The sequence below is a fragment of the Methylorubrum pseudosasae genome, from assembly GCF_029504475.1.
GTDB classification, from domain to species: Bacteria; Pseudomonadota; Alphaproteobacteria; order Rhizobiales; family Beijerinckiaceae; genus Methylobacterium; species Methylobacterium extorquens.
In genome coordinates, this window is sequence record NZ_JAQGDU010000002.1 from 1,556,986 (window position 1) to 1,570,697 (window position 13,712).

The 13,712-nt window shown below is 68.7% G+C and carries 13 protein-coding genes; 11 read left to right on the forward strand and 2 right to left on the reverse strand.

Going from position 1 to position 13,712, the window contains the following annotated elements; translation table 11 throughout:
- Positions 1-335: 335 nt before the first annotated feature.
- From ruvB to ybgC, 4 genes are all read left to right on the forward strand, one after another.
- A complete protein-coding gene (ruvB, locus tag M2437_RS08250) occupies positions 336-1,406 on the forward strand; it encodes a Holliday junction branch migration DNA helicase RuvB (RefSeq protein ID WP_012255808.1) in 1,071 nt (356 codons plus the stop codon).
- Positions 1,399-1,539 carry a hypothetical protein gene (locus tag M2437_RS08255; protein ID WP_253389698.1) on the forward strand — a complete coding sequence of 47 codons (141 nt, stop codon included), beginning with the start codon at positions 1,399-1,401 and terminating at the stop codon, positions 1,537-1,539. Before ruvB ends, M2437_RS08255 begins: the two co-directional genes overlap by 8 nt.
- Before the next feature lie 305 nt (positions 1,540-1,844).
- The gene (locus M2437_RS08260; protein ID WP_056464146.1) at positions 1,845-2,561 is read left to right on the forward strand and encodes a DUF4142 domain-containing protein; all 717 of its coding nucleotides are present in this window, start codon (positions 1,845-1,847) and stop codon (positions 2,559-2,561) included.
- A gap of 170 nt (positions 2,562-2,731) precedes the next feature.
- Positions 2,732-3,163: a tol-pal system-associated acyl-CoA thioesterase gene (gene ybgC, locus M2437_RS08265; protein WP_041358313.1), complete on the forward strand. Its 432-nt coding sequence runs from the start codon at positions 2,732-2,734 to the stop codon at positions 3,161-3,163.
- Here the strand turns inward: ybgC and M2437_RS08270 are convergent.
- Positions 3,150-4,181: a methyl-accepting chemotaxis protein gene (locus M2437_RS08270; protein ID WP_253387094.1), complete on the reverse strand. Its 1,032-nt coding sequence runs from the start codon at positions 4,179-4,181 to the stop codon at positions 3,150-3,152. The genes ybgC and M2437_RS08270 overlap by 14 nt on opposite strands.
- 658 nt (positions 4,182-4,839) lie before the next feature.
- Between M2437_RS08270 and tolQ the strand changes: the two genes are divergently transcribed.
- The 4 genes from tolQ (at position 4,840) to tolB (ending at position 8,890) form a co-directional block, all read left to right on the forward strand.
- Entirely contained in the window at positions 4,840-5,556 is a 717-nt protein-coding gene (gene tolQ / locus M2437_RS08275; RefSeq protein ID WP_003602810.1) for a protein TolQ, read from the forward strand.
- 35 nt (positions 5,557-5,591) lie between these two features.
- Positions 5,592-6,041 (forward strand): ExbD/TolR family protein, encoded by a 450-nt coding sequence (locus tag M2437_RS08280; protein WP_003602809.1) that lies wholly within the window; start codon positions 5,592-5,594, stop codon positions 6,039-6,041.
- 14 nt (positions 6,042-6,055) lie between these two features.
- Entirely contained in the window at positions 6,056-7,471 is a 1,416-nt protein-coding gene (gene tolA, locus M2437_RS08285; RefSeq protein WP_253387095.1) for a cell envelope integrity protein TolA, read from the forward strand.
- A 78-nt stretch (positions 7,472-7,549) separates the two neighbouring features.
- On the forward strand, positions 7,550-8,890 hold the full coding sequence (tolB, locus tag M2437_RS08290; RefSeq protein ID WP_003602805.1) for a Tol-Pal system beta propeller repeat protein TolB: 1,341 nt from the start codon (positions 7,550-7,552) through the stop codon (positions 8,888-8,890).
- 899 nt (positions 8,891-9,789) lie between these two features.
- On the opposite strand, the gene M2437_RS08295 is transcribed toward tolB, so the two are convergent.
- On the reverse strand, positions 9,790-10,425 hold the full coding sequence (locus tag M2437_RS08295; protein WP_012255801.1) for a glutathione S-transferase N-terminal domain-containing protein: 636 nt from the start codon (positions 10,423-10,425) through the stop codon (positions 9,790-9,792).
- Between the two features lie 359 nt (positions 10,426-10,784).
- Between M2437_RS08295 and M2437_RS08300 the strand changes: the two genes are divergently transcribed.
- From M2437_RS08300 to M2437_RS08310, 3 genes are all read left to right on the forward strand, one after another.
- Complete coding sequence (locus tag M2437_RS08300; RefSeq protein WP_253387096.1) at positions 10,785-11,078, forward strand: hypothetical protein; 294 nt, start codon at positions 10,785-10,787, stop codon at positions 11,076-11,078.
- Positions 11,079-11,240: 162 nt separating this feature from the next.
- Positions 11,241-11,675 carry a DUF4345 domain-containing protein gene (locus M2437_RS08305; RefSeq protein ID WP_253387097.1) on the forward strand — a complete coding sequence of 145 codons (435 nt, stop codon included), beginning with the start codon at positions 11,241-11,243 and terminating at the stop codon, positions 11,673-11,675.
- Positions 11,672-13,708, forward strand: coding sequence for an FUSC family protein (locus M2437_RS08310; RefSeq protein WP_253387098.1), 2,037 nt, complete (start codon positions 11,672-11,674; stop codon positions 13,706-13,708). The genes M2437_RS08305 and M2437_RS08310 overlap by 4 nt, the downstream gene beginning before the upstream one ends.
- Positions 13,709-13,712: the final 4 nt, after the last annotated feature.

The window sequence follows — 13,712 nt, forward strand, 5'->3', positions numbered from 1 at the left end:
TCGCTCGAAGCCGCGTGAGCGGCTTCACGGCGCGAAGAGCGCCGCGCGGAGCGGGGTTTTCGGGGCGTCAGCCCCGGAAAGCTCCGAGCGGAGCGAAGCCTAAGCCCGCGGAGGCGGGCGCCGGCGACTGAGGCCAGCCAGAAACCAGGGTGATCGCGTTCGAGCGATTGCCCTGGAGCGGACTGTTCTGCCGCGGTGGTGCGGGCGTGCAGGATGTGCAAAACGCGAGGTTGGAATCCCTCACGAGACGCCCCGCCGCCGGCCGTTTCCCCTCGGGGCGACAGCGCAGCGGGCGTTTTGCGAGAGCCATTCGGCCGACGCCCCGCGAGACCCCCGTGAGCGAAGACAAGACCTCCAAGCCCGGCAAGACCCTGCTGAGCCCCGAGCGCCGGCCGGACGACGCCGACCAGTCGATCCGCCCCTTGAGCCTCTCCGAGTTCATCGGGCAGCGGGCGGCGCGCGCCAACATGCAGATCTTCATCGAGGCGGCCAAGAAGACCGGCCAGGCCCTCGATCACGTCCTGTTCGTCGGACCGCCGGGCCTCGGCAAGACCACGCTGGCGCAGATCGTCGCCCGTGAACTCGGCGTCAATTTCCGCTCGACCTCCGGCCCGGTGATCGCCAAGGCCGGCGATCTGGCGGCGCAGCTCACCAATCTGGAGGAGCGCGACGTCCTGTTCATCGACGAGATCCACCGCCTCAACCCAGCGGTGGAAGAGATCCTCTATCCCGCGATGGAGGATTACCAGCTCGACCTCATCATCGGCGAAGGCCCGGCCGCCCGCTCGGTGAAGATCGAGCTGCCGAAATTTACCCTCGTCGGCGCCACCACCCGCGCGGGTCTGCTCACCACGCCGCTGCGCGACCGCTTCGGCATCCCGATCCGCCTCGAATTCTACGAGATCGACGAACTGGAACTCATCGTCCGCCGCGGCGCGCGGGTGCTCGGCCTCGGCATGTCGGAGGAGGGCGCCAACGAGATCGCCAAGCGGGCCCGCGGCACCCCGCGCATCGCCGGGCGCCTGCTGCGCCGGGTGCGCGACTTCGCCATCGTCGAGGACGCGACGACGGTGAGCCGCGCCATCGCTGACCGGGCGCTGCAGATGCTCGACGTCGATCCCGTCGGCCTCGACGTGATGGACCGCAAGTATCTCACCCTGATCGCCGCCTCGTTCGGCGGGGGCCCGGTCGGGATCGAGACCATCGCTGCGGCCCTCTCCGAGCCGCGCGACGCGATCGAGGACATCATCGAGCCCTACCTGATCCAGAAAGGCTTCGTGCAGCGCACCCCGCGCGGGCGGGTGCTGACGCCGCACGCCTTCCGGCACATGGGCTTTGCCGAACCGCGGCGCGATCCCGGCTCGCAGTTCGGCCTGTTCGGCGGCAGCGACGACCCGGATGCGTGAGGGCCGAAGCCCCGTTTCCGTCACGCGACGGACGGTGCTGATCGGGCTCGGCACGAGCATCGCGCCGGTGCGCTTCGGCGTGCCGCCGGAGATCGTCGTGGTCGAGCTTGGAGACCAGAACGCGGAGCGCTGAGGCATGCATCGAGCACATATCATCTGCGTCATAATCGACGAAAGCGTCGGCGGATTTTAATCATTTTAGACTGTATCAGCGGCCGTCAGCACGACGCCAATCGACAGCAAACCATTGTTACAAAACGATTTAGTTAAGATCTGTCGACCCTTCCAGCGGCAATCCGGCGCATCCGTGGTTCTCGATGGCGTGACCGGCGGTATGCGGAACAGGCGTGCATCGCACAAGTTGAGGGCCCGACCACGCTCTTCGGGAGCGCCGGCCCAACGAACGATTCCAGCACGACCTTCAAGGAACCCTCCGCCATGAAGACGACCGTCCTGGCCGCCCTCGGCCTGTCCGTCGCTGCCCTCGCCACACCCGCCCTGGCTCAGGACGCCCTGCCGCTGCGCATCGGCGGCGACGCACCGATCGGGCGCGCCGGAACCGATACCCGCGACTTCCGCGCCGAGGCCCTGCGCTCGGATGCCACCAGCATCGAAGCCAGCCGGATCGCCCTGGAGCGCTCCCGCAATCCGCATGTGCGCAACTACGCCAACCGGATTCTGGTCGAGCGTCAGGCCACCACCCGCGCGTTGCTGCCCGAGGGCACATCGCTGACCGCCAGCGGGCGCGTCGTCTCCGACCAGCAGGGTATCCCCACCCGCCTCGACAACCCGATCGGCGTGGTGCTGGCCCCAGTGACGCTGGCCGCGAACATCGGCACCGGCATCGTCGGCGGCGTGCTCGGCGGCGTCGGCCTGATCGACAACAGCCCGGGCGAGCCCGGCCGTCGCGTCGCCCTCGGCCCGAACGGCCAGCAGCGCCTCGAGCGCCTGCGTTCGGCACGCTCGGCTCGCGACTTCGACCGGGCCTATGTCAGCGGTCAGGCACGCTCGGATGCCCGCACGCTCGCGCTCTACGGCACCTATGCCCGCAACGGCGACAGCGCCGCCGGCCGCACCTTCGCCAACGAGGCGCTGCCCTACATCGCCGACGAGCACGCCCACTCGGCCACCCTCGCGAACCGCATCGGCGGCTGATCGACCCGAACCCGACTGCCGTGCAGGGCCGCCCTCGAAAGGGGCGGCCCTTGCCGTTCGAGGCAGCGTTGCCGATGCCGAGCCGGCCCGCCGGAAAGGGCGCCGCCCGACCTCTCGCCACCCATGACGAGACCCGCTAAATGACGGGATCCCCACGAACCCGGACGTCCATGGATCCGACCACAGGCGCCGATGCGCACCGCCTTCCGCTGCGCATCTACTACGAGGACACCGATTTCTCGGGCTTCGTCTATCACGCGAGCTACCTGCGCTTCATGGAGCGGGGCCGCACCGAACTCCTGCGCACGCTCGCGGGCGACCAGTCCGAGATGCACGCGGAGGGCACAGGGCTCGTCTTCGTCGTGCGGAAGATGACCCTCGACTTCCTCAAGCCCGCCCGCATGGACGATTGGATCGAGGTTCACACCCGGTCGAGCGAGTTGCGCGGCGCCTCGATGCACCTCGCCCAGGAGGTGCGCCGCGGGGACGAGGTGCTGGTGCGTGCCGACGTCGTGGTCGCCTGCGTCAGGGACGGACGCGCGATCCGCCTGCCCGAAGGACTGCGCCGCGCCCTGACGCCGGCCGGTCTCAGATCCGCCTGACCTCGACCAGGAATTCCTGAACCGCCCGCGTCACCTGGTCCATCTGCTGGTCCAGGATCGTCGTCGCGGAAAGGACCGAGCGGGCCGAGCCGGCCGAGGTCTCGGCCGTGGTGGCGACCTGGGCGATGCTGCCCCCGACGAGCCCGGTGCGATCGGCCGCCTCGCGGGCGCTCCGGCTGATCTCGCCGGCCGTAGCCGACTGCTCCTCGACCGCGGCGGCGATGGTGGTGGCGCCGTCGTCGAGGCCGCGGATCACCCCGGAAATCCGCTCAATGGCCGCAACCGTCTGGGCGGTCGCCGCCTGGATCAGCCCGATATGCTGAGCGATCTCGCCGGTGGCCCGCGCGGTCTGGCCGGCGAGCACCTTGACCTCGGTTGCGACCACGGCGAAGCCCCGTCCGGCCTCGCCGGCCCGGGCCGCCTCGATGGTGGCGTTGAGCGCGAGCAGGTTGGTCTGGCTGGCGATCGAGCTGATGAGCCCGACGACCTCGCCGATGCGTTGCGACGTTTCGGAAAGCGCCTTGACGCTCTCCATGGCCGCGCCTGCCTCATTCACCGCCTGTCCAGTCGCCGCGCTGGAACGGTTGACCTGCCGGGTGATCTCGCCGTTCGAGGCGGTCAGTTCCTCGACGGCGGCGGCGACGGATTGGACGTTCACCGTCGTGTCGGTCGCGCCGGTGGCGGCGCTGTCCGCCGCGCGGGAGGTCGCATCGGTTGCCGAGAGGACCCGCTCGGCCGCCCCGCGCATCGCGCCCGTGGCCGCGGTGGCCTCACCGAGAGCGGTTCGGACGGCGGCGTCGAAGCTGGCGATGGATTCGGTGAACGGCGTCACGTCGGCCCAGGACAACACGGCAGCAATGTAGCGGCCGGCCGTGTCGCGGACCGGGGAGACGTGAAGGTCGAGCGTCTTCGGTCCGAGCCGGATCTTGGTGCGCCAGGGTAGGCGCGCCGGATCGGCGACGATGCTCCGCTGGTGCGCCGGGTTCTTATGGAACACGTCCATGGTGAGGCCCACCATCGCATCCGGATTGACGGAGGCCGGCAGATGCTCGCGCAGACTGCGAAGTGTTTCGATGCTGCGTTGGTTCGCGAAGGTGATGGTCGCCTCCGTCGGATGGAGGACGAGAACGTTGACCGGGAGCGCGTTCAGAACGGCCGCGTAATCAACGGCAAGTGTGTTTGCATGCTCCCGCGGCTGTAGCGCGGCCGCTTGGGATGCCCGTCGCCGGAGAATCATGGGAAAAAACACCTGCTCGCTTGGGGGCCGAAGCGGCCCGTTTCGACGAGACATAGCCTTACATATGTTGGTTTAAGAACGATGAAGGACACAACAAAAGTAAACATTCGTTGCCATAAGGCGGCCAAGTAAAAAAATGCCGCGCAGGTCTATTTCAGGTTTTTTGCCGATCTCAGATGCGCTCACCGGCTTCGACAGTCTTCACCGAGCGTTTCTCGAAGCCGGCGCAGCGCGGCTGCGACAACGATTTCTTAACCATGCCACAGGCTTAGAATCAGGCATGGGACGGCTCGCATGGCACCGCGGAACGGGTGGAGCCTGACTGACCCCGACCCTTACTTTCGACAGATTCCCGAGTGATCTCAAACCCTATCGCTCAATGGATCAGTCGGCAGTCCGGTGCGCCTCGGCGCGGCCCTGACGACGCGAGGATCGTTCGATGACTCCAGCCGATGCCATGCAGGCCGCGCCCGTCGCAGACATGAGCCTGTTCGGCCTGTTCTGGCAGGCCCACTTCGTCGTGAAGCTCGTGATGGTGGGCCTGCTCGGCGCCTCGATCTGGTGCTGGTCGATCATTGTCGACAAGACGCTGCTGTTCCGCCGCACGGAAGCCGAGATGGACGCCTTCGAGGAGGCGTTCTGGTCCGGCCGCTCGCTGGAGGAGCTGTACCGCTCCTTCAACGACCGCCAGCCCACCGGCCTCGGCGCGCTGTTCGTCGCCGCCATGCGGGAGTGGAAGCGCTCCTTCGAAGGTTCGGGCCGGCAGATCCACTCGCTGTCGCAGCGCATCGACAAGGTGCTCGACGTCACGATCCAGCGCGAGGTCGAACGGCTCGATTCCCGCCTCCTGTTCCTCGCCTCGATCGGCTCGGCCGGCCCCTATATCGGCCTGTTCGGCACGGTCTGGGGCATCATGACCGCCTTCACCTCGATCGCGGCCTCGAAGAATACCTCGCTCGCCGTCGTGGCGCCCGGCATTGCCGAGGCCCTGTTCGCCACCGCCATCGGCCTGTTCGCGGCGATTCCCGCGGTGCTCGCCTACAACAAGCTTCAAGCCACTGTGGCGAAGTCGCAATCGCGGCTCGAAGGCTTCGCCGACGAGTTCTCGGCGATCCTGTCGCGGCAGATCGACGAGCGCCTCTCGGTCGCCGCCTGAGCGCCTGAAGCAGATCGAGAGCGGGAGCTAAATCGATGGGCATGACGCACGGCGCGGCACAGGGCGGCGGCAAGCGCCGCCGCCGCGGACGGCGCGGACACGGCGCCATCAACGAAATCAACATGACGCCGTTCATCGACGTCGTGCTGGTGCTGCTGATCGTCTTCATGGTCGCGGCCCCGATGATGACGGTCGGCGTACCCCTCGACCTGCCGCAATCGAAGGCGAGCCCGCTCAATTCCGACGTCAAGCCGATCACGATCTCGATCCGCCGCACGGGCGAGGTCTATCTCGGTGAGGTCGAGCTGAAGGACGACGATATCGTGCCCCAGCTCATGCAGACCTCCAAGACCGGCACCGAGGAGCGGGTGTTCGTGCGCGGCGACAAGCGCGTCGATTACGGGCGCGTGGCCCAGGTGATGGCGATCGTGACCGGCGGCGGCTTCAAGAAGGTCGCCCTCGTCACCGAGCCGGAAGCGAATTAGCGGAGCAAGGCACCGTGGCTCTGCGCTGGCCCACTTCCCTCACCGAGTCTTTTCGAAACCGCGAACCCGGCGTCTGGATCTCGGCTGCGGTCCATGCCGTCGTGCTGGGCGCCGCCCTGTTCGTCGTCGCCGCGCCGGTCCTGCCGGAAGGGGAGGAAGGCGTGCCGGTCGAGGTGCTGACCGAGCAGCAATTCTCTGAATTGACCCGTGGCGAGCTCAACGCGGAAAAGCCCGAGAACAAGCCGAACCGCGCTGATCGCGTGGCGGAAAAGCAGGAGCAGCGCGAGCCCGAGAACGCCAAGACCGACGCCCCGGCCGCGCCCACCCGCACCGCCGACACCCGGCTCGCCGCCGTCGATGCGATGCCGCTGCGGGCCGACACCGCCGATCCGGTGAAGGAAGAGGCGGAGGCCGCCGCGGCCAAGGCGGAAGCCGCAAAAGCTGAAGCCGAGAAGGCGGCCGCAGCCAAAGCCGCCGAGGCGAAGGCCAAGGCCGAGGTCAAAGCGAAGGCGGATGCCGCCGCGAAAGCCGAAGCGGCGAAGGCGGAGGCTGCCAAGGCGGCCGAGGCGAAGGCGGCCGCCGCAAAGGCGGAGGCCGAGAAGCGCGAGGAATTGCAGAAGCTGGTCGAGCACGAACAGGCGGAGGCCGAAGCCGCGGCCAAGGCCGCCGAGGCGAAGGCCAAGGCCCGCGCCGAGGCCAAGGCGAAGGCCGACGCCAAGGCAAAAGCGGAGGCCAAGGCCGAGGCGGAAGCCAAGGCGAAAGCGGAAGCTAGGGCCGAGGCGGAAGCCGAAGCGAAAGCCAAGGCCGAAGCGGCTGCAAAAGCCGAGGCGGAGGCCGAGCACCGCAAGCAGGTCGCCGAAGCCAAAGCCAAGGCGGACGCCGATGCGAAGGCAAAAGCCGAAGCCGCCGCGAAAGCCAAGGCCAAGGCGATGGCCGACGCAAGGGCGAAGGCCGATGCCGAGGCCAAGGCGCGCCAGCAGGCGGAACTCGCCAACAGGACCAGCCCGGGCGACAGCCGCGAGACGCAAACCCGCGCCGCCTCGCAATCGACCGGCTCGACCGGCCGCGAAGTGCAGCGCACGGCCTCGCTCGGCACGGCCTCCGGCACCGCCCAGCGCCTGTCGCCGTCGTTGCGCGGCGCCCTCGTCGGGATGCTGCAGCAGCAGATTGAGCGCTGCTACTCGGCGCCGCCCGGCGCGACGCAGGGCGTGGTGCTGCCGATGCTCGACATCCGCCTCAACCCGGACGGATCGCTCACCACCGAGCCGCGGGTCATGCGCGCGGGCAACAACTCGGTCGATCAGTCGATCGCCCAGGCAGCGCTGCGGGCAGTGCGGCGCTGCGCACCCTTTAAGATTCCGGCCCAGTACGCGCCGTATTACAACGACTGGAAGGCCATCAACGCCGAGTTCGAGTTCTCGCCCGTGTGATCCGCCGGCTCGACCCGCCGATCCACCGCGTCATCGGCCTTTCTGTCTCGCATTCCCCGAACGACCTGGACTTGTCCCATGCCTGGAACAGCCTTCACCCGGCGCACCCTCCTGCCGGCGCTCACGGCCGCGCTCGGCGTCCTCGCCCTGGCGCTGCCTGCCGCGACACCGGCGCGGGCGCAGCTGCAGCTCCGCATCGGCAGCGGCGCCTTCCAGCCGATGCCGATCGCCGTCGCCGACTTCGCCGGTGACGCCAGCCTCGGCACGCTGGTCGCCAGCGTGATCACGAACAATCTGCGCCGCTCCGGCTACTTCACGCCGCTGGAGAAGGGGCGCTTCCCCGAGAACCCGAGCTTCGATGCGGCGCCGAACTTCGAGGCGTGGAAGGGCGCGGGCGTCCAGGCGCTGGTGACCGGCCGGGTCGGGCGCGACGCCTCGGGCCGGCTCACCGTCGCCTTCCGCCTATGGGACGTGGCCTCGGGCCAGCAGATCACGGGTCAGCAATACGGCACCGACGTCGCCAATGCGCGCCGCACCGGGCATCTCGTGTCGGACGCGGTCTACACCAAGGTCACCGGCCTCGGACCGTGGTTCGACAGCCGCGTCGCTTTTGTCGATGAGTCCGGCCCGAAGGAGAACCGCCGCAAGCGCCTGATGGTGATGGATCAGGACGGCGCCAATGTCCGCGCGCTGACCGGGGGCGGCGACGTCTCGGTGGTGGCGCCGCGCTACTCGCCGGCGGGGCAGGACATCGCCTTCATGACCCAGGCGCCGGGCCAGCAGCCCAAGGTCCAGATGATCGATCTGGAGACCGGCAAGCGTCAGACGGTCGGCAACTTCGCCTCGATGAGCGCGAGCCCGCGCTTCTCGCCGGACGGGCGCCGCCTCGTGATGAGCGTGCAGCAGGGCGGCAACGCCGACATCGTCACCGTCGATATCGCCTCGAAGGCGCAGACGCCGGTCACGCAGGGACTGGCGATCGACACCTCACCGAGCTACGCGCCGGACGGCAGCCAGATCGTGTTCGAGTCCGACCGCGGCGGCTCGCAGCAGATCTACGTGATGGGCGCCGACGGCTCGAACCCGCGCCGGCTCTCCTTCGGCGAAGGCTCGGCCTCGCAGCCGGCTTGGTCGCCCCGCGGCGACCTCATCGCCTTCACCCGGCAGCGCAAGGGGGGCTTTGCCATCTGCGTGATGAAGCCCGACGGTTCGGGCGAGCGGGTGCTGACCGAGGGCTTCCACAACGAGAGCCCGACCTTCGCGCCGAACGGCCAGTACGTGATGTTCTTCCGCGATCCCGGCGGCCAGGGCGGCGGCAAGCTCTACATGGTCGACATCACCGGCAAGGTGGAGCAGCCGGTACCCACCCCGTCCTTCGCCTCGGACCCGACCTGGTCGCCGCTGTTGTCGGGCAAGTAAGCCGGCCGAAAGCGCACGGAGCGCCGCCGAAATCTCGCAATGACGGAGCGGCCAACCCCCACCGTCGTTGCGAGCCGAACGGCTTCGCTTCAACAGCACGGCCCGCGCTGAAATCCGCGCGAGCCTCGGCGGCTGGCACGGTGAAAACCTTCGCACTGATCATAAAAACCGCGGCGGAAGCGGTCCGCAGGTGGGGCTGATGCGTGTTCGAAGTCGTGCCGTGTCGGCCGCTTCTGCGCCCCTAAGGATCCGCTTCCGTCCGGTGTTCGTGGCGGGCCACTCAGTCCGAGACCGAACGGGTTCTCAGACTATCGTTGCGGCTTCATGCTGCGGTGGAGTCATCCCTGTCTCCTCCAGCTTTCACCAACAAACCACGCAAAGACCACGCGGTTACTGGCCGATGTGCTTGCGATCGCGAAGCACGAATGTAGACTGCGTCCGTATTGGCAGACCGTCAAGCGGGAATTTGCCGCCAAGCCTTCAGATTTTCGTGCTGACGAATGCTTGATGAGTAAAATCGTTCGTCGGCAACGGCTTACGACCGGCGATGCGAAAGGGCTGTCCGCATCGGGCGGGACATCAGCGCCGGATACGACGCGAGCGCTGGCAGCACCCCTCCGAGGGCGGCTCCCGACGCTGCACGTCCCCGCGGGGAAGACACCTCAGCGCACCGACGAGGACACCGCACGCGACGGCAGACGCCCCCATCACGGCGGAGCGCGGCCGCCGGCGGACACAAAGCAGCATCAATCGTCGGCGAGATTGGGGAGCCTGTCCTCGCCTCTAATCCGGCGCCAGGGCGGGCCCGCGGGCCGGCCTGAAGCTCCCCGGCAGGTGGGCCGGCCCGCGGACAAACTCCTCTTGGACGTCCGGTCTCGGACCGGCCGGATGCCCCCGCGTCAGATCGCGGTGAGGCCGCGCTGGACCGCCGGCCGGGCGAGCAGCGCATCGAGCCAGCGGCGGACGTTCGGCAGATCCTCAATCGCGATGCCTTGCTTGCCGTGGAACTTCGCCCAGGTCAGCGCGGCGATATCAGCGATCGAGTACGCGTCGGCGAGATATTCGTGGTCGGCAAGCCGCCGGTCGAGGACGCCGTAGAGGCGTTTGGCTTCCTCCGTGAACCGATCGATGGCGTAGGGGATCTTCTCTTGCGCGTAGATGCGGAAATGGTGGGCCTGCCCCAGCATGGGCCCGAGGCCGCCGACCTGCCAGAACAGCCACTCGTCCACCGCGGTGCGAGCGCGCTCGTCGCTCGGATAGAGGCAGCCGGTCTTGCGCCCGAGATATTGCAGGATCGCGCCTGACTCGAACACCGAGATCGGCGTGCCGCCCGGCCCATCCGGATCGACGATCGCCGGGATCTTGTTGTTGGGAGAGATGCTGAGAAAGTCGGGCGCCATCTGCTCGCCCTTGCCGATATTCACCGGCACGACCCGGTAGGGCAGACCGCACTCTTCGAGCATGATCGGGATCTTCCACCCGTTCGGCGTGCTCCAGGTGTAGAGTTCGATCGGCTGCGCCGTCGTGACCGCCATGCTGGCATCCCGGAAAAGCGGGCCCGCGCCCATCCTCACTTCACGAGGTAGCGCGGAACGGCCCGACGGCTCAAGCCGAAGGCCAAGCTCCAGGCAGGGCCGCTGCTCGAAGCCGCATGGCAGCTTTGCGGCGCGAAGAGCGCCGCGCGCAGCGGGGACTTCCAGAACTTCAGTTCTGGAAGCCCGTCGAGCGGAGCGGAAGCTTGAGCCCGCGGAGGTGGGCGCCGGCGATTGAGGCCCAAGCATCACCAGGGCGATCGTGCGCAAGTTGTGGAGAGCGCTTGCTCTTTGGCCCCCGATGCGGCTGTGATGCGGCGTGGACGGCCAAGCCGCCGAATCCAACCCACCGGAGTCGCCCGATGTTCACTCGTCTCCTCGCCGCCGCCCTGCTGGCCGCGCCGCTCCTCCTCGCCCAGGCCGCAACGGCCAAGGAAGCCTGGAACGCGCCGAGCGCCAAGGAGACGGCCAAGGAGACGGCCAAGGAGCAGACGGCGAAGGAGCCGAGCGTGGCCCAATCCGCCGCGCGCGAGCGGCAGAAGAAGTGCGGCGCCGAGTGGCGCGCCCTGTCCGCCACCGAGAAGACGGCCCAGGGGCCGAAATGGCCGCAATATTACAGCAAGTGCGTCAAGCGCCTGAAGGAACAGAAGGCCTGACGCGGCCGAGGATCGCCTTGACCGACGATCGAACCGGCACCGGGTGAACCGAACGGCGGCGAGCGTGTTGCCCCGCCGACCTGTTTCGACGGGCTCCCGAGCCGAAGCGGATTCCAGCTCTGCGCGGGAGCGCATGAAAGCGAAGACGAAAGCCTTACCGATATGGAGCGTGAACGCCGCTTCCTGCAGCGCACGGTGGCGGTCGTCGCCATCGTCCCCGTTCTGGCGGGACTCTACGGCGTCCTGTTCGGCATCGACGGCATCGGCGGCGGCACGCCGGTCAACGTCTCGGCCGATAGCCATTTCCGCTACCTGTCGGGCCTGCTGACCGGCATCGGCATCCTGTTCTTCACCTGCGTGCCCGGCATCGAGGACAAGTCGCGGCTGTTCCGCTTCCTCACCCTCGTCGTGGTGCTCGGCGGGCTGGCGCGACTACTCGGGCTTTCGTTGACCGGCGTGCCGTCGCTGACCATGCTGGCGGCGCTCAGTCTCGAACTCGTCGTCACGCCGCTGCTGTGCCTGTGGCAGATGCGGGTCGCGCGCCAGGCCCGGGACCAGCGGCAAGAGTTAGCGCCCGGCCTCGAGACGGTGCGGTGAGCGGGGCGGCGCAGCAGACCGGCGGCGCCGGCTTCGGCGAGCGCCTGATCGACACCCTCGACCGTTGGGTGCCCCAACCCGCCGCCTGGGCCTTCGCCATCCGGATCTGGCTCGCCATGATGCTGGCGCTCTACGCCGCGTTCTGGCTCCAGCTCGACAGCGCCTCGTCGGCCGCGGTCTGCGTCGCCATCCTCGCCCAGCCCAAGCGCGGCCAAGCCCTGTCGAAGGCCGGCTACCGGTTCCTCGGCACGGTCGTCGGCGGCATCGTCGGCATCGTGCTGATCGCCCTGTTCGGGCAGGACCGGGTGCTCCTGCTCGTCAGCTTTGCCTGCTGGCTCGGCCTCTGCGTCTTCGTCGCGCAATTCCTGCAGGATACCCGCGCCTACGGGGCGATGCTCTCCGGCTACACCGTGGCGATCATCGCGGTTGCGCATATCGATGCGCCGCAGACGGTGTTCGATGCCGCCATCGGCCGCGTCGCGGCGATGGCCGTCGGCATCGTCGCAATCACCTTCATCAACGATGCGCTCGCCTCGCCGAGCACCTGGAAAGCCCTGCTGCCGCGCCTCGCCGCGGCCCATGCAGCGGCCAAGGCCTTTGCCCGCGAGAGCCTGACACAGGGCGATCCCGGCCCCGAGCGCACCGCCGCGCTGATCCAGCAGATCGCGCCGATGCGGGGCGATGCCAGCGCTATCGCGGGCGAACTCGACGACGGCGTGCATCGCGCCGCGGGCGCCCGCAGCGCCCTCGCTGCGCTCTACGTCCTGGCTGCGGCGAGCCGGGCGCTCACGGCCGCGATGAGCCGCATCCCCGAACCCGGCCCGCGGGTGCGGGAAGCGCAGGCGCTCGCCCTGCGCGCGGTCTCGGAGGGGGACGGATCATCCACCGAAGCGCTTGCCCGCGACGGCGCGCGCCTGCGCGACCTCGTGGATGCAGGGATGTGCGATGCCGGCGCCACCCTCGACGAGATCGTGGCGCTCCAGCGCGCCCTGGACGTCGTCAACGCCGCGACCTTCGCCGAGGACGGGGTCCGCGCCCTGTCGGACGGCCACGAGCCCCTACGCCACATCGCCCTGCCGACCCATCGCGACTTTCAGGTCGCCCTGCGGGCGGCGTTGCGCGTGATGATCGCGTTCGGCCTCGCCGCCGGCCTGTTCATCCTGCTCGGGCTGCCGCAATCCTCCTTCGCCCTGGTTCAGGTCGCGGCGACCTGCTCGCTGTCTTCGGTCACGCCCGATCCGCGCAAGTTCGCGCAAGGCGTCCTGATCGGGATGCCGCTCGCCGCCCTCTGCGCCGGGTTCATCCTGTTCGTGGTGCTCAACGGCAACCAGGGCTTTCCCCTGCTCGCCATCGCCATGGCCCCGCCGGTCTTCTTCGGCTGCCTCGTGTCGCTCCACCCGCCGAGCTTCACCATCGGGTTCATCACCCTCGTGTTCACGCCGGTGCTGCTGGCGCCGGAGAACCCGCAATCCTACGATCCGCAGACCTTCCTCGTGAACGCACTGCTGGTCGTCTTCGCGGCGGTGATCCTGTTCCTGACGATCCGCCTCGTCCTGCCGATCTCGGCCTCGCAGCACCGTGCCTTCGCCCTCGAAGAGGCCCGTAGGGACCTCGCCGAAGCGCTGGCGGGGGAGGGCGGCGACGCCACCACGCGCACCAGCCTCAATGCCGACCGACTGTTCCAGTTCTCGGCCTGGAATTCCGGCAGCGGCGCGGTGCGCCGGGCGAGCCTGCACCACGCCTTCGCCGTGGCGCAGTTGGAGGCCGCCGCCGCGCGGGCCCACGCGCAACTGCGTCCGTTGAGCGAGGTCCGCGGCCTCGCCCCGCTGATCGGTCGGGCGCGCGAGGCGCTGGCCGCTGCAGGCTCGGATGATCTCGACCGGGCGGCGCGCGCACTGATCGGCGAGGCGCGCGTGCAGGACCGCACCGTGCGCATGCAGCTCGCGCGTGCCGCGACAGACCTCGCGACCGCCTCGCGCGTTATCCAGCGGCATGGGCGCTTCTTCCGGCGCCTCTCCCTTCCCAACTCCTGACGTC

Excerpts from the sequence above, each read along its gene's own strand:
- M2437_RS08255 (WP_253389698.1), top strand. The coding sequence starts at position 1,399 with ATGCGTGAGGGCCGAAGCCCCGTTTCCGTCACGCGACGGACGGTGCTG.
- M2437_RS08260 (WP_056464146.1), top strand. The coding sequence starts at position 1,845 with ATGAAGACGACCGTCCTGGCCGCCCTCGGCCTGTCCGTCGCTGCCCTC.
- ybgC (WP_041358313.1), top strand. The coding sequence starts at position 2,732 with ATGGATCCGACCACAGGCGCCGATGCGCACCGCCTTCCGCTGCGCATC.
- M2437_RS08270 (WP_253387094.1), bottom strand. The coding sequence starts at position 4,181 with ATGGTGGGCCTCACCATGGACGTGTTCCATAAGAACCCGGCGCACCAG.
- tolQ (WP_003602810.1), top strand. The coding sequence starts at position 4,840 with ATGACTCCAGCCGATGCCATGCAGGCCGCGCCCGTCGCAGACATGAGC.
- M2437_RS08280 (WP_003602809.1), top strand. The coding sequence starts at position 5,592 with ATGGGCATGACGCACGGCGCGGCACAGGGCGGCGGCAAGCGCCGCCGC.
- tolB (WP_003602805.1), top strand. The coding sequence starts at position 7,550 with ATGCCTGGAACAGCCTTCACCCGGCGCACCCTCCTGCCGGCGCTCACG.
- M2437_RS08295 (WP_012255801.1), bottom strand. The coding sequence starts at position 10,425 with ATGGCGGTCACGACGGCGCAGCCGATCGAACTCTACACCTGGAGCACG.
- M2437_RS08300 (WP_253387096.1), top strand. The coding sequence starts at position 10,785 with ATGTTCACTCGTCTCCTCGCCGCCGCCCTGCTGGCCGCGCCGCTCCTC.
- M2437_RS08305 (WP_253387097.1), top strand. The coding sequence starts at position 11,241 with ATGGAGCGTGAACGCCGCTTCCTGCAGCGCACGGTGGCGGTCGTCGCC.